This window comes from Streptomyces sp. CB09001, assembly GCF_003369795.1.
GTDB lineage: Bacteria > Actinomycetota > Actinomycetes > Streptomycetales > Streptomycetaceae > Streptomyces.
The window spans coordinates 5,578,155-5,598,347 of the sequence record NZ_CP026730.1; the positions used below are offsets into that span (position 1 = coordinate 5,578,155).

Sequence of the window (20,193 nt, forward strand, 5' to 3'; positions counted from 1 at the left end):
CGGACGCCGGTGTGACACGGGGGCCCCGGCCGGAGCCCCCGGCACGGTGGAGACTTCAGCGTGCCCGGGTGCCCGGAAAGCCTCCGACGCCCGACCGGCCCGGGGCCCGACGAGGGGAACCGGTGCCCGTGCCGGTCGCCGGGACTCGGACGCCGTACGGATGCTGCCGGGCTCCCGATACCTCGGCCCCGACGGGCCCGGCTCCGGTCGGGTCACGGGCGAAGGGCGCAACTGCCCGGACTGCGGCCCGTCGTGGCCTCCGTCGTGGCGGCCTCGCCGAGTCCGCCCGCCCCGCGGCGCTCAGCGGGCCGCGGCGCGGCGCAGCACGTCCGAGGCGACGCCCCCGGTGCGTGGCGGCGGTGGCGGCGACTCCGCCGTGGCGAAGGGCTCCGGCGTCGAGGACGCGTTGGGCCGACGCCCGCCGCGGCCCTCGCCGAGGACCTGCCAGCCGTCCCGGGTCAGCGTGATGTACGCGCCGCAGCGCAGCCCGTGCAGTGTGCACGCGTCCCGCAGCCCCCACATCCACGCGCCGTCCTCCTGCGTCCAGCGCCCGTCGCCCTCACGGCAGTAGAGCAGCACGGCGGTGCGCACCGGAGTGCGGCGCCGCAGGTCGTGCGGGATGACACGGCGCAGCTGGGAGAGCAGCGCGTTGCGGAACATCCAGCCGTCGGCGGGGGAGCGGCGGCTGGTGAACGAGGCGCTGGCGCGCAGCCGTTCGTCCGGGTCGAGTACGGCCACGACCGCCGTCGCCGGTTCGGGACGGTGCCGTGAGTGCAGCCCGGTGACGACCTCGCGGGGATTGCGCAGCAGCGGGATTCCGGCGGCGGCCCACTCCGCCGGTTCGAGCATGCGAGTGGCGGAAACGGCGGACGACGAAAACGAGGCCGCCGAGGACGGAGCGAATCCGAAGGTCACGTTCCTCCCTTCGGCTACGCGCCCACACTGCGGGCAGGGTCGGATTCGGGGAGCGCGCACCACAGCGAAGCCCTGCCGGGTCACGGAGGGGCCGTGCGGGGAGCGGACTTCAATTCTTCCTGTCGAACTTGGATGCGGCAACGAGCAATTGAGACCGAGGACCCATATCGGCTGATGTGCGTTCTATATCCCTACCCGGAGTGCCGCCGGGCGACGCATGGGGCACGGCACACGCCACGGCCCGCTCCGGATTCGCCGATTGTCAGTGCCATCGGGTTGCATGGGGGGCATGGACCACGTGGAACTCCGTACCGAAGCCGACGCCGTCCTCGCCGAGCTCGTCGGCGACCGTGAGGGCTCCGCACGGCTGCGGGAGGATCAGTGGCAGGCGGTGGCGGCCCTGGTGGAGGAACACCGGCGGGCCCTGGTGGTGCAGCGCACCGGCTGGGGCAAATCGGCCGTGTACTTCGTCGCCACCGCCCTGCTGCGCCGGCGCGGCGCGGGACCCACGGTGATCATCTCGCCGCTGCTGGCGCTGATGCGCAACCAGGTCGAGGCGGCCGCGCGGGCAGGGATCCGGGCGCGCACGATCAACTCCGCAAACCCGGAGGACTGGGAAGCGATCTACGGGGAGGTCGAGCGGGGGGAGGCCGATGTCCTCCTCGTGAGCCCGGAGCGCCTCAATTCCGTCGACTTCCGTGATCAGGTACTGCCGAAGCTCGCGGCCACGACGGGGCTGCTCGTGGTGGACGAGGCGCACTGCATCTCCGACTGGGGCCACGACTTCCGCCCCGACTACCGCAGGCTGCGCACGATGCTGGCCGAGCTGCCGGCCGGGGTGCCGGTGCTGGCCACCACCGCGACCGCCAACGCGCGGGTCACAGCCGACGTGGCGGAGCAGTTGGGCACGGGCGGCGGGGACGCTCTGGTCCTGCGGGGGCCGCTCGACCGGGAGAGCCTCCGGCTGGGTGTGCTCGTGTTGCCGGACGCGGCGCACCGGCTGGCCTGGCTGGGGGAGCGGCTGGGGGAGCTGCCCGGTTCCGGGATCATCTACACGCTGACGGTGGCCGCGGCGGAGGAGGTCGCGGCGTTCCTGCGGCAGCGCGGATACCCGGTGGCCTCCTACACGGGGAAGACGGAGAACGCCGACCGGTTGCAGGCGGAGGAGGACCTGCTGGCGAACCGGGTGAAGGCACTGGTGGCGACGTCGGCGCTGGGCATGGGGTTCGACAAGCCCGACCTGGGCTTCGTCGTGCACGTGGGGTCGCCCTCGTCCCCCATCGCCTACTACCAGCAGGTGGGACGTGCGGGACGCGGCGTGGACCATGCGGACGTCCTGCTGCTTCCGGGGCGGGAGGACGAGGCGATCTGGGCGTACTTCGCCTCGGTGGGCTTCCCGCCGGAGGAGCAGGTCCGGCGCACGCTGGCGGTACTGGCGGAGGCGGGGCGGCCCCTGTCGCTCCCGGCGCTCGAGCCGCTGGTGGACCTTCGCCGTTCGCGGCTGGAGACCATGCTCAAGGTCCTGGACGTGGACGGCGCGGTCAAGCGGGTGAAGGGCGGCTGGACCGCCACGGGACAAGCGTGGACGTACGACGCGGAGCGGTACGCCTGGGTGGCCCGGCAGCGGCAGGCGGAGCAGCAGGCCATGCGGGACTACGTGTCCACCACGCGGTGCCGGATGGAGTTCCTGCAGCGGCAGCTGGACGACGAGAAGGCGGCCCCGTGCGGTCGCTGCGACATCTGCGCCGGACCCTGGCTCGACCCCGCCGTCTCCTCCGCGGCCCTCGCGGCGGCGACGGGTGAGCTGGACCGCCCGGGCGTGGAGGTCGAGCCGCGCAAGATGTGGCCGACCGGGCTCGCCGCGGTGGGCATGGACCTCAAGGGCCGCATTCCCGCAGGCCAGCAGGCCCTCACCGGGCGGGCACTGGGCAGGCTGTCGGACATCGGCTGGGGCAACCGTCTGCGGCCGCTCCTGTCCGCGCAGGCGGCGGACGGTCCGGTCCCGGACGACGTGCTGCGCGCCGTCGTGACGGTGCTGGCCGACTGGGCCCGGTCACCGGGTGGCTGGGCCACCGGTTCTCCCGACGCGGTGGCGAGGCCCGTGGGCGTCGTCGCCGTGCCCTCCCGCACCCGGCCCCAGCTGGTCGCCTCACTGGCCGAGGGAGTGGCACGGGTCGGCAGGCTCCCGCTGCTGGGCAGCCTCGCCCACACCCCCCACGCCGACGAGTACGCCGGCCACCGCAGCAACTCCGCCCAGCGGCTGCGTGCCCTGGCGGAGTCGTTCACCGTGCCCGGCGAGCTCGCCGCGGCGTTGGCCGCCGCGGACGGCCCGGTCCTGCTCGTCGACGACTTCACCGACTCCGGCTGGACCCTGGCCGTGGGCACCCGCCTCCTGCGCCAGGCCGGTGCCGACGAGGTGCTCCCGCTCGTCCTGGCCCTGGCCGGATAGGGGGGCAGGCCCTCGGGGACTCCCAGCCGGCCACGTGTCGAGGCCGGGTGGGCGGCACGTCGATGCGTTTCCCGATGATCGGAGGGCTTCCCCGATGGCAGGGATCACCCCGGGGTGACGTGTCCCTGCCGATAGTTATCCACAGGGCAAAGCGGAGTTTTCCGATCCGCGAGATCGTCCAGTCATGACGAACCACAGCGAAACGACTGGGTCCTCCGAGAACGGCGACATCTCGCGAGCCGCGGAGCAGGAGCAGGAGCAGGAGCAGGAGCGCCCGGACGGCGCCATGCCCGAGAGCCCCGCAGACGAACACCAGGTCACCCTGCGCACCCCCGCCGAGCTCGCGGACGCCCTGCCCTACCTGCTCGGGTACCGCCCCGAGGACAGCATCGTCCTGGCGGCCCTGCGCGACAGGGACGGCCGGGGCCGGTTCGGCGGCCGCGCGCGGCTCGGCATCCCGGCGAGCCCGGACGACTGGGCGGCCGCGGCCGGACAGCTGGTCCACGGACTGGTGACCGGGAGTGAACGCCGAGGAGTGCGGCCCGAGCAGATGGTCGCCTACCTCTGCCAGGAGCCCCGCCCGGGCGAGACCGGCCGGGAGGTGATGGAGCGGCTGCGGCCGCTGGCCCAGAAGCTCCGGCTCGAGTGCGGCGCCCTCGACATTCCCGTCGTCGAAGCCCTGTGCATCTCCGGCGGGCGCTTCTGGTCGTACTGCTGCGACGAAGAGGCCTGCTGCCCTGCCGACGGCCTCCCCGTGGGACTGCCGGGTACATCGGTGCTGGCCGCGGCGGCCACCTACGCCGGCATCCAGGTGCGCGGCTCGCTCACCGAGCTGCGGGTCAGGCTGCTTCCGCGGGAGCATGCGGCGGCGGCCGAACAGGCGGCCGCCCTGGACGCGGCCGCCACGAGGGTGGTCTCCAGGATCCTCGACGCCGGCGGCCGGGCGGAGGTGGCCGAGGAGACGCTGGAGACGGCGGAACGGATCATGCGACGCCTCGCCGGGGCCCCTCCCGCGTCCGGCGTGCCGGCCGAGGACCTGCGGGACGATCAACTGCTCGGGCACGACGAGGCGGCGGCATTGATCCTGGGACTCCAGGACCGCACGACGCGTGACCGTGCCGCCGCCTGGATGGAGGGCGCCGAGGCGGCCCCCGCGATGCGCCTCTGGCGGGCCCTGGCCCGGCGCTGCGTCGCACCGTACGGCGAACACGCGGCCGCGCCCCTCACCCTCGCGGGGTGGGTCGCCTGGTCCACCGGTGACGAACTGGAGGCGCGGGAGGCACTGGCCATGGCCCTCGGCGCGGACCCCGACTACCTCTTCGCCCGGCTCCTGCACCAGGCGTGCAACGAGGGCCTCGACCCCGAGTCGATCCGCCGCTGCCTGCGCGAGGGCAGGGAAGGCGGCCACGGCGCGGGTGACACCATCGCGGACGGCGACGGACACGGTGCGGCCGTGGAAGTGGCAGGGGAGCCGGCCCTGCCCTCGTCCGCCGCGCCGCCCGGGCGTCGGCGCCGCAGGCGCTCCCCCGCCTCGCCCCCGGGCGTACGGCGCCGGACGAGGGCGGGCGGCCACCGGCCGGGCACCGGGACCGTGCCTCCCCGCACCGCCCCCGGGGCCGGTCACCCCGGGGTCCCCCGCACGGGCCGGACCCGCCCCCACGCTCCGGCGAAGCCGGTCACCGGCCGGGAGGATGCCCGGCCGGAGGGGGCGGGCACGGGAGAGCGACGGAGTCACGGGGGCAGGGAGCACCCCTGAGACGGACGGCCGAGGCCTGGACGTACGCGAATGCCGCCGGTCGGCCGTCTCGCCGATGGCGCGAGCGGGACCCGGTGCGGCACATGCGCGCCTTGCGCAGTGACGTGCGGGGAGGCGCAGGTCGGGAGGAAGTGGATCAGCGGCGAAGCGGTTGGCGAAGGGAGTGTTTATCGTCAGGCAGACGACTATGATCGCCGCATGCCCTACGACCCGTCAGCCTTTCCGCCCTTCGCCGTCACTGTGGACCTGGTCGTGCTGACCGTGCGTCGCCACTCCCTGTGCGCGCTGGCGGTGCGCAGGGGAGAGCCGCCGTTCCAGGGCCGTTGGGCTCTCCCCGGCGGGTTCGTACGGGCCGGCGAGGACCTGGCGCAGGCGGCGGCGCGGGAGCTGGTCGAGGAGACCGGGCTGTGCGTCCACGACCCTGCCGCACCGACCCAGGACAACGGCGCCCACCTGGAGCAGCTCGCGACGTACGGCGACCCCGAGCGCGACCCCCGCATGCGGGTGGTCAGTGTCGCCCACCTCGCGCTCGCCCCCGACCTGCCCGCACCGCGAGCGGGCGGCGACGCCAGCAACGCCCGCTGGGCGCCGGTCGAGGAACTGCTCGAACGGAGCGGCTACGGCCGTGCCGACGAGGCCGTGGCGCCGCTCGCCTTCGACCACGCCCAGATCCTGACGGACGGTGTGGAGCGAGCCCGTTCCAAGATCGAGTACTCGTCCCTGGCCACCGCCTTCTGTCCGCCCGAGTTCACCGTGGGCGAGCTTCGGCGGGTCTACGAGGCGGTGTGGAGCGTGGCGCTCGACCCCCGCAACTTCCACCGCAAGGTGACGGGCACCCCGGGCTTCCTCGTCCCCACCGGCGGCACGACCACCCGCCAGGGCGGCCGCCCCGCCCAGCTCTTCCGCGCGGGCGGCGCGACCCTCCTCAACCCGCCGATGCTCCGCCCCGAGGTGTGACGCCGGGTCCCGACGATGCCCGAAAAACCGGATATCACACGCTATCTTGCTACGGGTGATCCAGGCCTTCGGACTGACCAGCAACCCCCGCAAGGAGCTTCCGCCCGCCGTCGACGACGTCTCGTTCGAGGCGCGCGCGGGCCGCGTCACCGCGCTGCTCGGAGCATCGGGCGCGGGCAAGACGACGGCACTCAGACTCATGCTCGACCTTCAGCAGGGCCGTGGTCTCACCTACTTCAGAGGCCGCCCCCTGCGCCGCATCGCCCACCCCTCACGCGAGGTCGGCGTGCTGCTGGGGGACGTTCCGGGACACCCCGGCCGTACGGTGCGCGGCCATCTCCGCATGCTGTGCGCTGCCGCCGGCGTTCCCGTCCGCAGGGCCGACGAGGTCCTGGAGTCGGTCGGTCTCCTGGGCCTGCGCGACGAACGCCTCGGCACCCTCTCCCGGGGCATGGACCGGCGCCTCGGACTGGCCTGCGCACTGGTCCCCGACCCGCACGCCCTGGTCTTCGACGACCCCGCCGGTGCACTCTCCCCCCACGACGCCCGACGACTGCACGGCGCACTGCGCGCCCATGCCGCCCAGGGCGGTACGGTCCTGTTCAGTACGGCGGATCCCAAGGAGGCCGCGCGCAGCGCCGACCACGTCGTCACGCTCGAGCGGGGCAGAGTCGTCGCCGACCAGGAGGCGGCGGAGTTCTCCAGGACCCGGCTGCGCCCCCGCGTCGCCGTACGCAGCCCGCACGCCGCCCGCCTCGCTTCCCTGGTGACCAAGGAGGCACGCGCGGCACGCCGTTCCGTCGAGGTGGTTCGAGAGGGTGGCAACCGGTTGGCGGTGTACGGCAGTACGTGCGCCGACATCGGCGAGGCAGCCTTCCGGCACGGCATCCTCGTGCACCAACTGGCCGACGAGGTCGGTGACATGGGCCCCGGGGCCGGTGAGATCCCCGCAGCCCGGCAGCAGGAGCAACGGAAGACGGACGGCGATCGAGCGCCGGGCGCAGGGATGCCGGGCGCCGAGACGCCGAGTGTGCTCCTTCCGTCGTCCGCCACGGACGGCGGCACTCGCGGAGACGCGGACGGACGCGGACACGGAGGCGGAGACGGGCACGGAGGCGGAGGCGGGGACGGGCACGGAGGCGCAGACGGCCCCGTACCCGGGACCGTCCCGCACAGAACCCCTGGCCCCCGCCAGGCCCCCGTCCCCGGCCACCGCACCGAACCAGCACCCAGCCACTCCGAGCCCGCTCCCGGTCCCTCCGAGCCCGCTCCCAGCCACTCCGAGCCCGCTCCCGGTCCCTCCGAGCCCGCTCCCCGTCCCTCCGAGCCCGCTCCCCGTCCCTCCGAGCCCGCTCCCGGTCCCTCCGAACCCACACCCGGTTCCCCCGGGCTCGACGCCGCTCCGATTCGCACCTCGCGCCAGTTCAGCACTCTCACCCCGGGCAGCGCGCGGACCCGGGAAGCGGCCGCCGCGCTTCCGCCGCCGGTCTCCGTCCGCTCCGCTCCCAGCCCTCTCCGTCCGCTGCGCTACGAACTCCGTCGCGCGATGGGGGTCCGTACCGGGTTCGTCACCGGTGCGGTCGTGCTCCTCGTGTCGGCCGTCACCGCCGTGATCCTGGCCCGAGTGGGACACACCCCGCAGCCGCGACTCCTGGCCGCCTGGCCGCGGGAGCTCCCGCTGCCGCCCACCGCGCTCGGTGCCGGGCTGCTCGGCGCCCTCGCCTTCGGCGACGAGTTCCGCCACCCCGCCCTGGCGGCGGACCGCGGCACCGTGCCCCGCCGCATGGGGCTGCTGACCGCCAAACTTCTCGTCTCCGCGGCCACCGCACTGCTGCTGGCCGCCCTGACGGTGGGCTGCGACGCCGAAGTGCTCCGCCTCTTCTACGGGCCGGAGCTCGCGGAGGTCCCCGCCGACTGGCCCGCGCTGAGCGCGGGTTGGCTCGGACTCGTCGTCGGGTGCGCCTGGTCCGGAGTGCTCGCCGCGGGCGTCTTCCGGTCCACCACCGCCGGGCTGGCGGCCGTGGTCGCCGTCCCGGTCGTCGTCGTACCGCTCGTACAGAAGGCCTGGGAGGGTCCGTCCGTGCGGACGGCCGCCGGATTCCCGATGCGGGTGCGTGAGGTCCTTCTGACCCAGTGGCCGTTCGGAGGCGAGCGGTACGTGGCGGAGGTGCTCCGCCTGATCGCCCAACCGGTGGGCGGTGCAATGACGTTGTCGCTGACCGCTCTGCTCTGCGCCTATCTGCTCACGACGCTGCGCAGCAGGGTTTGACGGCCCCTGTCCCACCTTCCGTTCCGACCGTGTGCGCAACTCCCCGGGGAAAGCCCATTTCTTTCCGATAAGGCGTCAATTGCGACGGGGTGAGCGATCACCCTTTCGTGTGCTTTTCACCAAAGACCTCAAGGGAGTTGAGGTCAGCGCCGACAAAGGATGCGTGAGTACCCTTGCGCACACCATGATGACCGCCGCCCGTTCCGCCGACTCCGGCCTCGCGAACCCGGGCGAACTCGACCGCTACCCGTACGCCGAGACGCCCGCCGTCGACCGCGTCGGGGCGCCCTCCTGGGAAGGAGTGGAGCCCGAGCTGGGCCGCGTGGGCCGGCGCACCACGGGCAACCGTGGCCGCGGACTGCACGGGCAACTCGTCCAGCAACTGGGCCAGATGATCGTTTCCGGCGACCTGGGTGCCGACCGCCCGCTAGTGCCCGAGGAGATCGGGCAGCGTTTCGAGGTATCCCGCACCGTGGTGCGCGAGTCCCTTCGCGTGCTGGAGGCCAAGGGGCTGGTCAGCGCCCGCCCCAATGTCGGCACCCGCGTGCGCCCCGTCAGCGACTGGAACCTCCTGGATCCGGACATCATCGAATGGCGCGCCTTCGGCCCGCAGCGCGACGACCAGCGCCGCGAGCTGAGCGAGCTGCGCTGGACGATCGAGCCGCTCGCCGCGCGCCTGGCCGCCGGGCACGGGCGCGAGGACGTCCAGCAGCGGCTGTCCGACATGGTCGGGATCATGGGTCACGCCATGGGGCAGGGCGACGCGCTCACCTTCTCGCGCGCCGATGCCGAGTTCCACACCCTGCTCATCCAGATCGCGGGCAACCGGATGCTGGACCACCTCTCCGGGATCGTCTCCGCCGCCCTTCATGTCTCCGGCGGTCCGGTCACGGGCTGTGACCGGCCGAACGACGTGTCGCTCGCGCAGCACGGCAGGATCGTCGACGCCCTCGCCACCGGAGACGGCGCGGCGGCCGAGGCGGCCATGCGCCAACTTCTGACCGTCCACCCCGAGGTGGAACGCGTGGTGCCCGCCCCTCGCGAGCACTGACCGCCTTCCGCCGGAACGGCGCGGTCCGGGCACGCCAAACCCCTCCTGTGGCCGTGGCCGGCCATCGCCGTCACCTTTCGGACCCCGCGGAGCCGCTCGTGGTTCCACGGGGTCCGAAGGTGTGATGAGAGGCTGAGCCTTCCTGGTGCGGTCGGAAGGTACGCGTCAATGACCTGGTTTATCCGCTTCCGACCGGTTTTGATCGCTTACGGGGTGTGACTCGGGCCACGCGGATTGGGCGTAACGCTCTTGGGAACAACACGATGACCTAAGAGGTGACAGCCGCGGAGGGAATACGGACGCCGTTCACGGCGCTGTGTATCTCCTCGGCCCGCCCGCACCGTCGGCCCATTCCCAAGCCGGTGGTCGGCCCCTGTCCGCCGTGGACGGGGCCGGAAGCCGTTTTTCAACGTTCCGAGAGGTTGTTCGTGTCGGCCAGCACATCCCGTACGCTCCCGCCGGAGATCGCCGAGTCCGTCTCTGTCATGGCGCTCATTGAGCGGGGAAAGGCTGAGGGGCAGATCGCCGGCGATGACGTGCGTCGGGCCTTCGAAGCTGACCAGATTCCGGCCACTCAGTGGAAGAACGTACTGCGCAGCCTCAACCAGATCCTCGAGGAAGAGGGTGTGACGCTGATGGTCAGTGCCGCAGAGCCCAAGCGCACCCGAAAGAGCGTCGCAGCGAAGAGTCCCGCCAAGCGCACCGCCACGAAGGCGGTCGCGGCGAAGCCGGTGACCAGCAGGAAGGCGACCGCTCCCGCCGCCCCGACGGCGCCCGCCACCGAGCCCGCCGTCGAGGAAGAGGCGCCCGTCAAGAAGACGGCGGCCAAGAAGACCACCGCCAAGAAGGCGACGGCGAAGAAGACCACCGCCAAGAAGACGGCGGCCAAGAAGACCACCGCCAAGAAGGAAGACGGCGAGCTTCCCGAGGACGAGGCGACCGAGGAGCCGAAGGCCGCGACGGAGGAGCCCGAGGGCACCGAGAACGCGGGCTTCGTGCTGTCCGACGAGGACGAGGACGACGCTCCGGCCCAGCAGGTCGCCGCGGCCGGTGCCACCGCCGACCCGGTCAAGGACTACCTCAAGCAGATCGGCAAGGTCCCGCTGCTCAACGCCGAGCAGGAGGTCGAGCTCGCCAAGCGCATCGAGGCCGGTCTGTTCGCCGAGGACAAGCTGGCGAACTCCGACAAGCTGGCGCCCAAGCTCAAGCGCGAGCTGGAGATCATCGCCGAGGACGGCCGCCGCGCCAAGAACCACCTGCTGGAGGCCAACCTCCGCCTGGTGGTGTCACTGGCCAAGCGCTACACCGGCCGCGGCATGCTCTTCCTGGACCTGATCCAGGAGGGCAACCTCGGTCTGATCCGCGCCGTGGAGAAGTTCGACTACACCAAGGGCTACAAGTTCTCCACGTACGCCACCTGGTGGATCCGCCAGGCGATCACTCGCGCGATGGCCGACCAGGCCCGCACCATCCGCATCCCGGTGCACATGGTCGAGGTCATCAACAAGCTCGCGCGCGTGCAGCGCCAGATGCTCCAGGACCTGGGCCGCGAGCCCACCCCGGAGGAGCTGGCCAAGGAGCTCGACATGACCCCGGAGAAGGTCATCGAGGTCCAGAAGTACGGTCGCGAGCCCATCTCGCTGCACACGCCGCTGGGCGAGGACGGCGACAGCGAGTTCGGTGACCTCATCGAGGACTCGGAGGCGGTCGTCCCGGCCGACGCGGTCAGCTTCACGCTCCTGCAGGAGCAGCTGCACTCCGTTCTCGACACCCTGTCCGAGCGCGAGGCGGGCGTCGTCTCCATGCGCTTCGGACTCACCGACGGTCAGCCGAAGACCCTCGACGAGATCGGCAAGGTGTACGGCGTCACGCGTGAGCGCATCCGCCAGATCGAGTCCAAGACCATGTCGAAGCTTCGTCACCCCTCGCGCTCGCAGGTGCTCCGCGACTATCTCGACTAGGTCGTAGCAGGCCGTACGAGCGCGCAGTACGAGCGACGGAGGCCCGGTCCCGCCAGGTGCGGAACCGGGCCTTCGTGCAGGGCAGCGGGTGCGCGACACGACGCGCTGGATCACTCTGGGTGTCTCATGACCACCTAGGAGTGAGGAGCCCGCATGCGTCGTCTCTTTGCCCGGACACTGGCCCGGCCGCTGGTGCTGGCGGCCGCGGCGACCGCGATACCGCTGGGGTCCGCCGTCCCCGCGGCCGCCGACAGCATCGTCGTCGGAGGCTTTCCGGTCGAGGTGTCCGACAGTCCGTGGACCGTCGCCCTGTCCAGTCGTGACCGGTTCGGGGGTACGCGGGCGGGACAGTTCTGCGGGGGAGTGGCCGTCGGCCGGACCACCGTGCTCACGGCGGCTCACTGTCTGGGGGAGGAGGTTCTCGGGTCGCCGCCGGAACAGGTGGACGACCTGAGGGTCATCGCGGGCCGGACCGACCTGCTGTCGGACCAGGGGCAGGAGATCTCCGTCCGCTCCGTGTGGGTGAATCCGGAGCACGACGACGGCAGCAACGCCGGCGACTTCGCGGTGCTCACGCTCTCCGAAGCCCTTCCCGCCGGCTCGGTCATAGGGATGGCGGCGGAAGGCGACCCCGCGTACACACCGGACACGGGGGCCCTCGTCTACGGCTGGGGGGACACCTCGGGCGCCGGAGACTACGCGAACGGCCTTCACGCGGCCCGTGTGCGCGTGCTGCCGGACGCGTCCTGCGAGCGGGCGTATCCGGGGAACGACGACGGGCACTATCTCCCGGGCACCATGCTCTGTGCCGGGGAGGAGGTCGGTGGCCGGGACGCCTGTCAGGGGGACAGCGGAGGACCGCTGGTCGGTCGGGGCAGGCTCATCGGTCTCGTGTCCTGGGGGAGTGGCTGCGGGCGCCCGGGCAGTCCCGGGGTGTACACGCGTGTCTCCTCGGTACTGCGGACGCTGGGCTGGGACGGTACGGCCGCGCGGCAGCGCGATGGCGTCTGAGGGCCGCTGAGAGGCCTGAGGGCCGCTGAGAGCCTTTCGAGTACGAGCACGGGCGGCCGCCTCCGGGTTCCGGAGGCGGCCGCCCCTTCATCGGCCTGTGCCGATTCGGCTCGTCGTCGGGCGCGTTGAGTCAGCGCTCTTCCTCGGTGGAAGATGCCGGAACGGTCGTCAGCCGCTCCGTCTCGTCCTGTATCTCAGCGGCGATCTTCTTGAGTTCCGGCTCGAACTTGCGACCGTGGTGGGCGCAGAAGAGCAGTTCTCCGCCGCTCAGCAGGACGACGCGCAGGTATGCCTGGGCGCCGCAGCGGTCGCAGCGATCGGCGGCCGTCAGCGGGCTTGCGGAAGTCAGAACAGTAGTCACGTCGCCTCTTCTCTAGCTCGACGAGCTGTCGTACCAGGGTCAACATCCAACCAGCCCCAAAACGTTCCCGCTCGTGGCTTTTCCTCGAAAAAACTTTCCGAGGGGCCGGCTGTTGCCGATTGGCGGCGAATGTGCCGTATTGCGTGTCTTTGTGTCGTACGGGTTCGCGCAGTCGGTCAGTGTCGGTCCCGCCGGCTGGGTTGCCGGTTTGTTCATGAGGACGTGCCCGGAGCCTAAATGGTTCATGCGTCGAAGGGAACGTGATGTGTACTTCACCCCATCGAGGGATCGAACAGGCATGCGACCCTGGACTAGGGTGAGTGCGTGACGAGGGTGGCGTTACAACGGCTCTACCAGGCCTCGGTACCCTCTGACCGGTGAACCGAGCCGCGCCCTTACCCAGCGGGGCCCCATCTGAAATTCAGCGAGGAGCGAACCGCGTGACCGCCGAGACATCCGTGCCGTCCACTGCGCTGCTGGCAGGAGCAGACCGGGACGGATCCAACTACACCGCGCGGCACCTGCTCGTCCTCGAGGGGCTCGAGGCCGTACGCAAGCGTCCGGGCATGTACATCGGATCGACCGACAGCCGTGGCCTGATGCACTGCCTGTGGGAGATCATCGACAACTCCGTCGACGAGGCCCTGGGTGGTTACTGCGACCACATCGAAGTGATCCTCCACGACGACGCCTCGGTGGAGGTCCGGGACAACGGCCGGGGCATCCCGGTCGACGTCGAGCCCAAGACCGGCCTGTCCGGCGTCGAGGTCGTCATGACCAAGCTGCACGCCGGCGGCAAGTTCGGCGGCGGCGCCTACGCCGCCTCGGGCGGTCTGCACGGTGTCGGCGCCTCCGTGGTGAACGCCCTGTCCGCCCGTCTGGACATCGAGGTCGACCTCGGCGGGCACACCCACGCCATCAGTTTCCGGCGCGGGGTGCCCGGCACGTTCGCGAAGAGCGGACCGGACGCGAACTTCGAGGCCGGCAGCGGGCTGCGCAAGGTCAAGAAGGTCCCCAAGAGCCGCAGGGGCACGCGCGTGCGGTACTGGGCGGACCGCCAGATCTTCCTCAAGGACGCGAAGCTCTCCCTGGACACCCTGCACCAGCGGGCCCGCCAGACCGCGTTCCTCGTGCCCGGACTCACCATCGTCGTCCGCGACGAGTTCGGTCTCGGTGACGGCGGCAGCAAGGGCGAGGAGTCGTTCCGCTTCGACGGGGGCATCAGCGAGTTCTGCGAGTTCCTGGCCGCCGACCGGCCTGTCTGCGACGTCCTCCGCTTCAGCGGGCAGGGCAGCTTCAAGGAGACGGTCCCGGTCCTGGACGAGGACGGCCAGATGACGCCCAGCGAGGTCACCCGCGACCTCGCCGTCGACGTCGCGCTGCGCTGGGGCACCGGTTACGACACCACGGTCAGGTCGTTCGTCAACATCATCGCCACGCCCAAGGGCGGCACCCACGTCGCCGGCTTCGAGCAGGCGGTGGCCAAGACGATGAACGAGGTGCTGCGCACCAAGAAGATGCTGCGCGTCGCCGAGGACGACATCGTCAAGGACGACGCCCTGGAAGGGCTGACGGCGGTCGTCACCGTCCGCCTCGCCGAGCCGCAGTTCGAGGGCCAGACCAAGGAGGTCCTCGGCACCTCGGCCGCCCGCCGGATCGTGAACAGCGTGATCAGCAGGGAACTGAAGGCGTTCCTCACCTCGACCAAGCGGGACGCGGCCCAGCAGGCCCGCGTGGTCATGGAGAAGGCCGTCGCCGCGGCCCGCACCCGTATCGCGGCCCGCCAGCACAAGGACGCCCAGCGTCGCAAGACGGCCCTGGAGTCGTCGTCGCTGCCCGCGAAGCTCGCCGACTGCCGCAGCGACGACGTCGACCGCAGCGAGCTGTTCATCGTCGAGGGCGACTCCGCGCTGGGCACGGCCAAGCTGGCCCGGAACTCCGAGTTCCAGGCGCTGCTGCCGATCCGGGGCAAGATCCTCAACGTCCAGAAGTCGTCCGTGACGGACATGCTGAAGAACGCCGAGTGCGGGGCGATCATCCAGGTCATAGGAGCCGGGTCGGGCCGTACCTTCGACATCGACGCGGCCCGCTACGGCAAGATCATCATGATGACCGACGCCGATGTGGACGGCTCCCACATCCGCACCCTGCTGCTGACCCTCTTCCACCGCTACATGCGGCCCATGGTCGAGGCCGGCCGGGTGTTCGCCGCGGTGCCGCCGCTGCACCGCATCGAGCTGGTCCAGCCGAAGAAGGGCCAGGACAAGTACGTCTACACGTACTCGGACCGCGAGCTGCGCGACAAGCTCATGGAGCTCCAGAGCAAGAACATCCGGTACAAGGACTCCATCCAGCGCTACAAGGGCCTCGGCGAGATGGACGCCGACCAGCTGGCGGAGACCACCATGGATCCGCGCCACCGGACCCTGCGCCGGATCAACCTGACCGACCTGGACTCCGCCGAGGGGGTTTTCGACCTGCTGATGGGCAACGACGTCGCACCCCGCAAGGAGTTCATCTCCAGCTCGGCGGCGACGCTGGACCGGTCACGCATCGACGCGTGACGCAGCTCATCCGTCGGACCGGGCCCGGGAACGAGACCGGGCCCGGTCCGACGTGTGCGGTGGGTCGTAAGTGGTCTGCCGTAAGGCCCGAGTGGCGCGCCGCCGTGTCCCGGGCCGTCGCCCTCTCCACCTCTGGGTGGAGTGCCGCGCCAGGCAGAACTCCACCCATGATCCACCCGGACTCCGATTCCGTGACCTCGCCGTTTCCGTAACGTCGAAGGCGTCGGCGGGACCGCCGCCGGCATCACCCTTCTTCCGCTCACGGAGGCACGATGTCCGGGCTCGTCGACGCGTTGGTCATCACGGCGGTGGCGGGCCTGGTGATCGCCCGGCAGTTCCGCGCAAGCCGGATCGACACCGGCCGACGCTGGTGGGTGCTGCCCGTCGTGCTGGGCATCGTCGCACTGCGCGAACCGGGCCTGATCGACGCCCACCACCAGACGGCGGCCGTGCTGCTGTTCGCCGCCGAGGTGCTCGTCGGCCTGCTCACCGGGGTCGGATGGGCCTGGACCACCCGCATATGGGTTGAGGCCGACGGTGCAGTGTGGAGCAGGGGCACCAGGGCGAGCGTCGCCGTGTGGGCCGTCGGAATCGCGCTCCGCGCCGGCCTCTACGGGATCGGTGCTGTCCTGGGGGTGCGGCAGGACGGCTCCGCCCTCCTGCTGGCCCTGGCGGTGACCCTTCTGGTCCGGTCCGGAGTCCTGGCCTGGCGCGTTCAGGGCCCAGGCCCGGCCGGAGCCACCGGTCCCGCGTACCGTGCCGCCGTGCCCCGGCCCACCTGGAAGGAGCCCGCGTGATGGAGAACATCTGGACGAGGTGGCCTTCCAGGGAGGCACTCCTGCCCGAGAGCGTCTCCCGGCCCCGCCGCCTGCTCACCGGGGCGGTGCGCCTGGTGGTGTTCGGGATGCTGTTGTGGGGTGCGTTCACCAGCAGCCGTCTGCACGGGTGGGGATCGGTCGCGGCGGCCGTCGGCCTCGTGGCCGCCGTGTGCGTGGCCTGGGCCTTCTTCCGGACCACACTCGCGCACCAGTTGTGGCCGTCCCTGACACTCGTCGTCCTCCTGCTCGCGATCGCGACGGCCGCCCAGTCCGTCGGCTTCGGTGTCCCCGCACTGGTCATCTGGTGCGGCTGCGCCGTCGTGGCGGTGGAACGGTTGCCCATCGCCGCCGCGCTGCCCGTGGCCTCGGGCGCGCTCACCTCCTATGCCGTGGTCAGCGACGACCCATGGCTCACCACGGTGGCGACGGCGGGCGGACTGGCGCTCGGCGGATACGTTCTGCGGCTCGACGCCGAGGCACGGGGGAGCGCGCAGCGGCTGCTGGCCCAGGAGCGGGCCGCCCGGGCGGCCGAGGCGGAGACCGCGGCACTCGCGGAGCGGGCCCGCATCGCCCGGGAGATCCACGACGTGCTGGCGCACAGCCTCTCGGCGCAGATGGTGCACCTGGAGGCGGCCCGATTGCTCATCGAGCGGGACGCGGACCGGCAGCAGATCCTGGACCGGGTGGTGGCGGCGCGGGGAATGGCCCGCGACGGACTCGCCGAGACCCGGCAGGCGTTGTCCGCGCTGCGCGGCGATCTGACGCCGTTGGAGGACTTCCTGGCCCAGCTCGCCGAGACGGCAGGGGGCACGGCAGAGGTCACCATTACGGGCGAACGCAGACCGCTGCCCGCCGAGGCGTCACAGGCCGTGCGCCGGGTGGCCCAGGAGGCACTGACGAACGCCCGCAGGCACGCCCCCGGCGCCGGCGTGCGGGTGCGGCTGGACTACAGCGCCCGCGAAGTGGTGCTGGACGTGCGGGATTCGGGAGGTCCGCCCGGCGAAGACACCGGCACCGGAGGTGGGTACGGTCTGCTGGGCATGCGGGAGCGTGCCGAGCTGCTGGGCGGCTCGCTGCGGGCAGGGCCGGGCGAGGAGGGGTTCGTGGTGACGTTGAAGGTGCCCGTATGAGTGAGGTGCCCGGGGAGAGGCCCGCGCGGGTGGTGGTCGCGGACGACCAGACCGTGGTGCGCGAGGGGATCGTGATGCTGCTCGGACTCCTGCCCGGGATCGATGTGGTGGGCGCCGCCGGGGACGGCGAGGAGGCGGTCCGGCTCGTCGCCGAACTCGCTCCGGACGTGGTGCTCATGGATCTGCGCATGCCCAGATGCGACGGGGTGGAGGCTACCCGCCGGATCCGTTCCCGACACCCAGGGACGCAGGTCGTCGTGCTCACGACCTACGCCGACGACGCGTCACTGTTTCCGGCGTTGCACGCGGGGGCGCGTGGATATCTCACCAAGGACGCGGGCGGGGACGAGATCGTCCGGGCGGTGCACAGCGTCCTGTCCGGAGACGCGGGACTGGCGCCGAGCATCCAACGACGGCTGCTGGAGCGCCTGTCCCAGTCAGGGTCGGGGTTCGGGTCCGAGTCCGAGTCCGAGCCGCGGCCGACCGGACCGCCCGAGCCCCCGGACGGGCTCACCACCCGGGAGACCGAGGTGCTGGTTCTCATCGCCGAAGGACTCAGCAACCACCAGATCGCGAACAGACTGCAGGTCTCCACGGCCACGGTGAAGACCCACATCAACAACCTGTTCGCCAAGACGGGTCTCAAGGACCGTGCGCAGGCGGTGCGTTACGCCTATGGGAAGGGGCTGGTGCGGCCACCAGGGGAATGAATCACCTGATGGGGTGAAGCACGTGGGGAAGAAGAGTCAGGGATCTTCCCGTTCTGTCCATCCTTGGGCATGCAGTCAAGCAACGATCCGCCCCGCGGCCCCGGGGGCGGTCCGGAAAGCGCGGCCGACCACCGCGCCGCGCCGGGCAGGGCCTACGTCGAGACGGCCCAGGGGGCGCGGTACGACGGCCCGCGGTACGACGACCCGTGGTACGACGCCCTCGCCTCCGGTTGGGGCGAATCGGCCGGTCCCGCAGCCGCCGAGCCGGCGGTGCCACCGATGCGTCGGAACGCTCCGGCCGAGCTGCCCCCGGCCGCGGGCGACGTGTACCTGGCGGTCCAGCGCAGCGCGGCCTTCCAGGAGGTCCGCAGCCGGTACCGGAGGTTCGTGGTGCCGACGGTCGCCGGCTTCTTCCTCTGGTACGTCGCCTACGTGGTTGCCGCCACGTCGGCGCCCACCCTGATGGCCCGGCCGGTGGCCGGCGCGGTGAACGTGGCGATGGTCGCGGGACTCGGGCAGTTCCTCACCACGTTCCTGCTCACCTGGGCCTACACCCGCCACGCCCGGCTGCGCAGGGACCGGGCCGCGCTCGAACTGCGCTGGGACACCCAGGAGCTGACGCGCGGAGTGCGAGGCGAAGCGTCGTGACGGGCGATCACCAGACCCTGGCCCTGCTGCTGTTCAGCACGTTCGTCGCCGTCACGCTCGGGATCACCACGTGGGTGGGCCGCCACCGGCAGGGATCCGCCGAGGAGTTCTACGCCGGCGGGCGCCTCTTCTCCCCGATGGAGAATGGTTTTGCCATCTCCGGCGACTACATGTCGGCCGCATCCTTCCTCGGCATCTCGGGGCTCATCGCGCTCTACGGCTACGACGGCATGCTCTACTCGGTGGGGTTCCTGGTGGCCTGGCTCGTGGTCCTGTTCCTCGTCGCCGAACTGGTCCGCAACTGCGGACGGTTCACCCTCGCCGACGTCGTGGCCGCCCGGATGAGGGAGCGGCCGGTGCGTATCGCGGCGGGGACCTCCTCGGTCACCGTCTCCGTCCTGTACCTGGTGGCACAGATGGTGGGCGCGGGCAGCCTGGTCGCGCTGCTGCTGGGCGGGACGAGCGAGGCGGCGCGGACGTGGACCGTCATCGGCGTCGGTGCCCTCATGGTGATCTACGTGTCGCTGGGCGGGATGCGCGCCACCACCTGGATCCAGATCGTGAAGGCGGTCCTGCTGCTCGGCGGCACCGTGGCGCTGACCACGCTCGTCCTGGTGCGCTTCCACGGCGACGTGGACCGGCTGCTGCGCACGGCGGCCGAACGCAGTGGCCACGGTGAGGCGTTCCTCGCGCCCGGCCTCGCCTACGGCGGGGACTGGGTCTCCCGCTTCGACTTCATCAGCCTGGGACTCGCCCTGGTCCTGGGTACGGCCGGGCTGCCGCACATCCTGTCCCGCTTCTACACCGTGCCCACCGCACGTGCGGCGAGACGGTCCGTGGTCTGGTCGATCGGTCTCATCGGCGGCTTCTACCTGATGACCATCGTGCTGGGATTCGGTGCCGCCGCCCTGGTCGGGCCGGACGCCGTGCGCGCGTCCAACGCCGCCGGGAACACAGCGGTGCCGCTGCTCGCCCTCGACCTGGGAGGCGGCGCGCAGTCCACCGGCGGGACGGTCCTGTTCGCCGTCGTCGCCGCCGTCGCCTTCGCCACCATCCTCGCGGTGGTCGCCGGCATCACCCTGGCGTCCTCGGCGTCGGTGGCCCACGACCTGTACGCGTCCTTGCGGCGTCGCCACGCCAAGCCGCGCAGCGAGGTCGCCGTGGCGCGGGTCGCCGCCGTCGGCGTCGGCGCCGTCGCGATCGGGCTCGGTCTGCTCGCCCGCGATCTCAACGTCGCGTTCCTGGTCGGCCTCGCCTTCGCCGTGGCCGCCTCCGCCAACCTGCCGGTACTGCTCTACTCGCTGTTCTGGCGCGGCTTCACCACGCGCGGCGCGGTCTGGGCGGTCTACGGCGGTCTGGTGCCCTCCGTCGTGCTCGTGCTGCTGTCCCCGGTGGTCTCCGGCAGCCCGCAGTCGCTCTTCCCCGACCTCGACTTCCAGTACTTCCCGTTGCAGAACCCGGGGCTCGTCTCGATCCCGCTCGGCTTCCTCGCCGGCTGGCTGGGCACGGTCACCTCCCCCGAGGTCCCGGACGAGGCCAGGCACGCCGAGACCGAGGTGCGGTCGCTGACCGGGGCGGGGGCCGTGTAGGGAC

15 protein-coding genes are annotated in these 20,193 nt (G+C 71.7%); 13 read left to right on the forward strand and 2 right to left on the reverse strand.

The genetic code is table 11. The features are described 5' to 3' along the window. Window positions 1–300: 300 nt before the first annotated feature. Window positions 301–915, reverse strand: coding sequence for a hypothetical protein (locus C4J65_RS26010; RefSeq protein WP_115744567.1), 615 nt, complete (start codon window positions 913–915; stop codon window positions 301–303). A 289-nt stretch (window positions 916–1,204) separates the two neighbouring features. On the opposite strand from C4J65_RS26010, the gene C4J65_RS26015 reads away from it, so the two are divergent. From C4J65_RS26015 to C4J65_RS26045, 7 genes are all read left to right on the forward strand, one after another. Then, a complete protein-coding gene (locus C4J65_RS26015; RefSeq protein WP_115746629.1) occupies window positions 1,205–3,364 on the forward strand; it encodes a DEAD/DEAH box helicase in 2,160 nt (719 codons plus the stop codon). Between the two features lie 184 nt (window positions 3,365–3,548). Then, the gene (locus tag C4J65_RS26020) at window positions 3,549–5,120 is read left to right on the forward strand and encodes a DUF4192 domain-containing protein (protein ID WP_115744568.1); all 1,572 of its coding nucleotides are present in this window, start codon (window positions 3,549–3,551) and stop codon (window positions 5,118–5,120) included. Window positions 5,121–5,318: 198 nt separating this feature from the next. Further along, window positions 5,319–6,077: an NUDIX hydrolase gene (locus tag C4J65_RS26025; RefSeq protein WP_115744569.1), complete on the forward strand. Its 759-nt coding sequence runs from the start codon at window positions 5,319–5,321 to the stop codon at window positions 6,075–6,077. Between the two features lie 55 nt (window positions 6,078–6,132). Next, window positions 6,133–8,346, forward strand: a complete 2,214-nt coding sequence (locus tag C4J65_RS26030; RefSeq protein WP_115744570.1) for an ATP-binding cassette domain-containing protein — start codon at window positions 6,133–6,135, stop codon at window positions 8,344–8,346. Window positions 8,347–8,509: 163 nt separating this feature from the next. Continuing rightward, window positions 8,510–9,397, forward strand: a complete 888-nt coding sequence (gene whiH, locus C4J65_RS26035) for a sporulation transcriptional regulator WhiH (protein WP_115744571.1) — start codon at window positions 8,510–8,512, stop codon at window positions 9,395–9,397. A 428-nt stretch (window positions 9,398–9,825) separates the two neighbouring features. Further along, window positions 9,826–11,358 carry an RNA polymerase sigma factor gene (locus C4J65_RS26040; RefSeq protein WP_115746630.1) on the forward strand — a complete coding sequence of 511 codons (1,533 nt, stop codon included), beginning with the start codon at window positions 9,826–9,828 and terminating at the stop codon, window positions 11,356–11,358. Window positions 11,359–11,511: 153 nt separating this feature from the next. After that, window positions 11,512–12,369 (forward strand): serine protease, encoded by an 858-nt coding sequence (locus C4J65_RS26045; protein WP_115744572.1) that lies wholly within the window; start codon window positions 11,512–11,514, stop codon window positions 12,367–12,369. A 130-nt stretch (window positions 12,370–12,499) separates the two neighbouring features. Here C4J65_RS26045 and C4J65_RS26050 read toward each other — a convergent pair whose 3' ends face one another. Further along, on the reverse strand, window positions 12,500–12,730 hold the full coding sequence (locus C4J65_RS26050) for a hypothetical protein (RefSeq protein WP_115744573.1): 231 nt from the start codon (window positions 12,728–12,730) through the stop codon (window positions 12,500–12,502). A 440-nt stretch (window positions 12,731–13,170) separates the two neighbouring features. Between C4J65_RS26050 and C4J65_RS26055 the strand changes: the two genes are divergently transcribed. The 6 genes from C4J65_RS26055 to C4J65_RS26080 all read left to right on the forward strand — a co-directional run bounded on the left by C4J65_RS26055 (window position 13,171) and on the right by C4J65_RS26080 (window position 20,189). After that, the gene (locus tag C4J65_RS26055; protein ID WP_115744574.1) at window positions 13,171–15,294 is read left to right on the forward strand and encodes a DNA topoisomerase IV subunit B; all 2,124 of its coding nucleotides are present in this window, start codon (window positions 13,171–13,173) and stop codon (window positions 15,292–15,294) included. Window positions 15,295–15,566: 272 nt separating this feature from the next. Beyond that, window positions 15,567–16,091, forward strand: coding sequence for a DUF1453 family protein (locus C4J65_RS26060; protein WP_115744575.1), 525 nt, complete (start codon window positions 15,567–15,569; stop codon window positions 16,089–16,091). Next, complete coding sequence (locus C4J65_RS26065; RefSeq protein ID WP_115744576.1) at window positions 16,088–17,242, forward strand: histidine kinase; 1,155 nt, start codon at window positions 16,088–16,090, stop codon at window positions 17,240–17,242. The genes C4J65_RS26060 and C4J65_RS26065 overlap by 4 nt, the downstream gene beginning before the upstream one ends. Further along, the gene (locus tag C4J65_RS26070) at window positions 17,239–17,952 is read left to right on the forward strand and encodes a response regulator transcription factor (protein WP_115744577.1); all 714 of its coding nucleotides are present in this window, start codon (window positions 17,239–17,241) and stop codon (window positions 17,950–17,952) included. The genes C4J65_RS26065 and C4J65_RS26070 overlap by 4 nt, the downstream gene beginning before the upstream one ends. A gap of 69 nt (window positions 17,953–18,021) precedes the next feature. After that, window positions 18,022–18,600 (forward strand): DUF485 domain-containing protein, encoded by a 579-nt coding sequence (locus C4J65_RS26075; protein ID WP_115744578.1) that lies wholly within the window; start codon window positions 18,022–18,024, stop codon window positions 18,598–18,600. Next, window positions 18,597–20,189, forward strand: coding sequence for a cation acetate symporter (locus tag C4J65_RS26080; RefSeq protein ID WP_115744579.1), 1,593 nt, complete (start codon window positions 18,597–18,599; stop codon window positions 20,187–20,189). The genes C4J65_RS26075 and C4J65_RS26080 overlap by 4 nt, the downstream gene beginning before the upstream one ends. The last annotated feature ends 4 nt before the right edge of the window (window positions 20,190–20,193 follow it).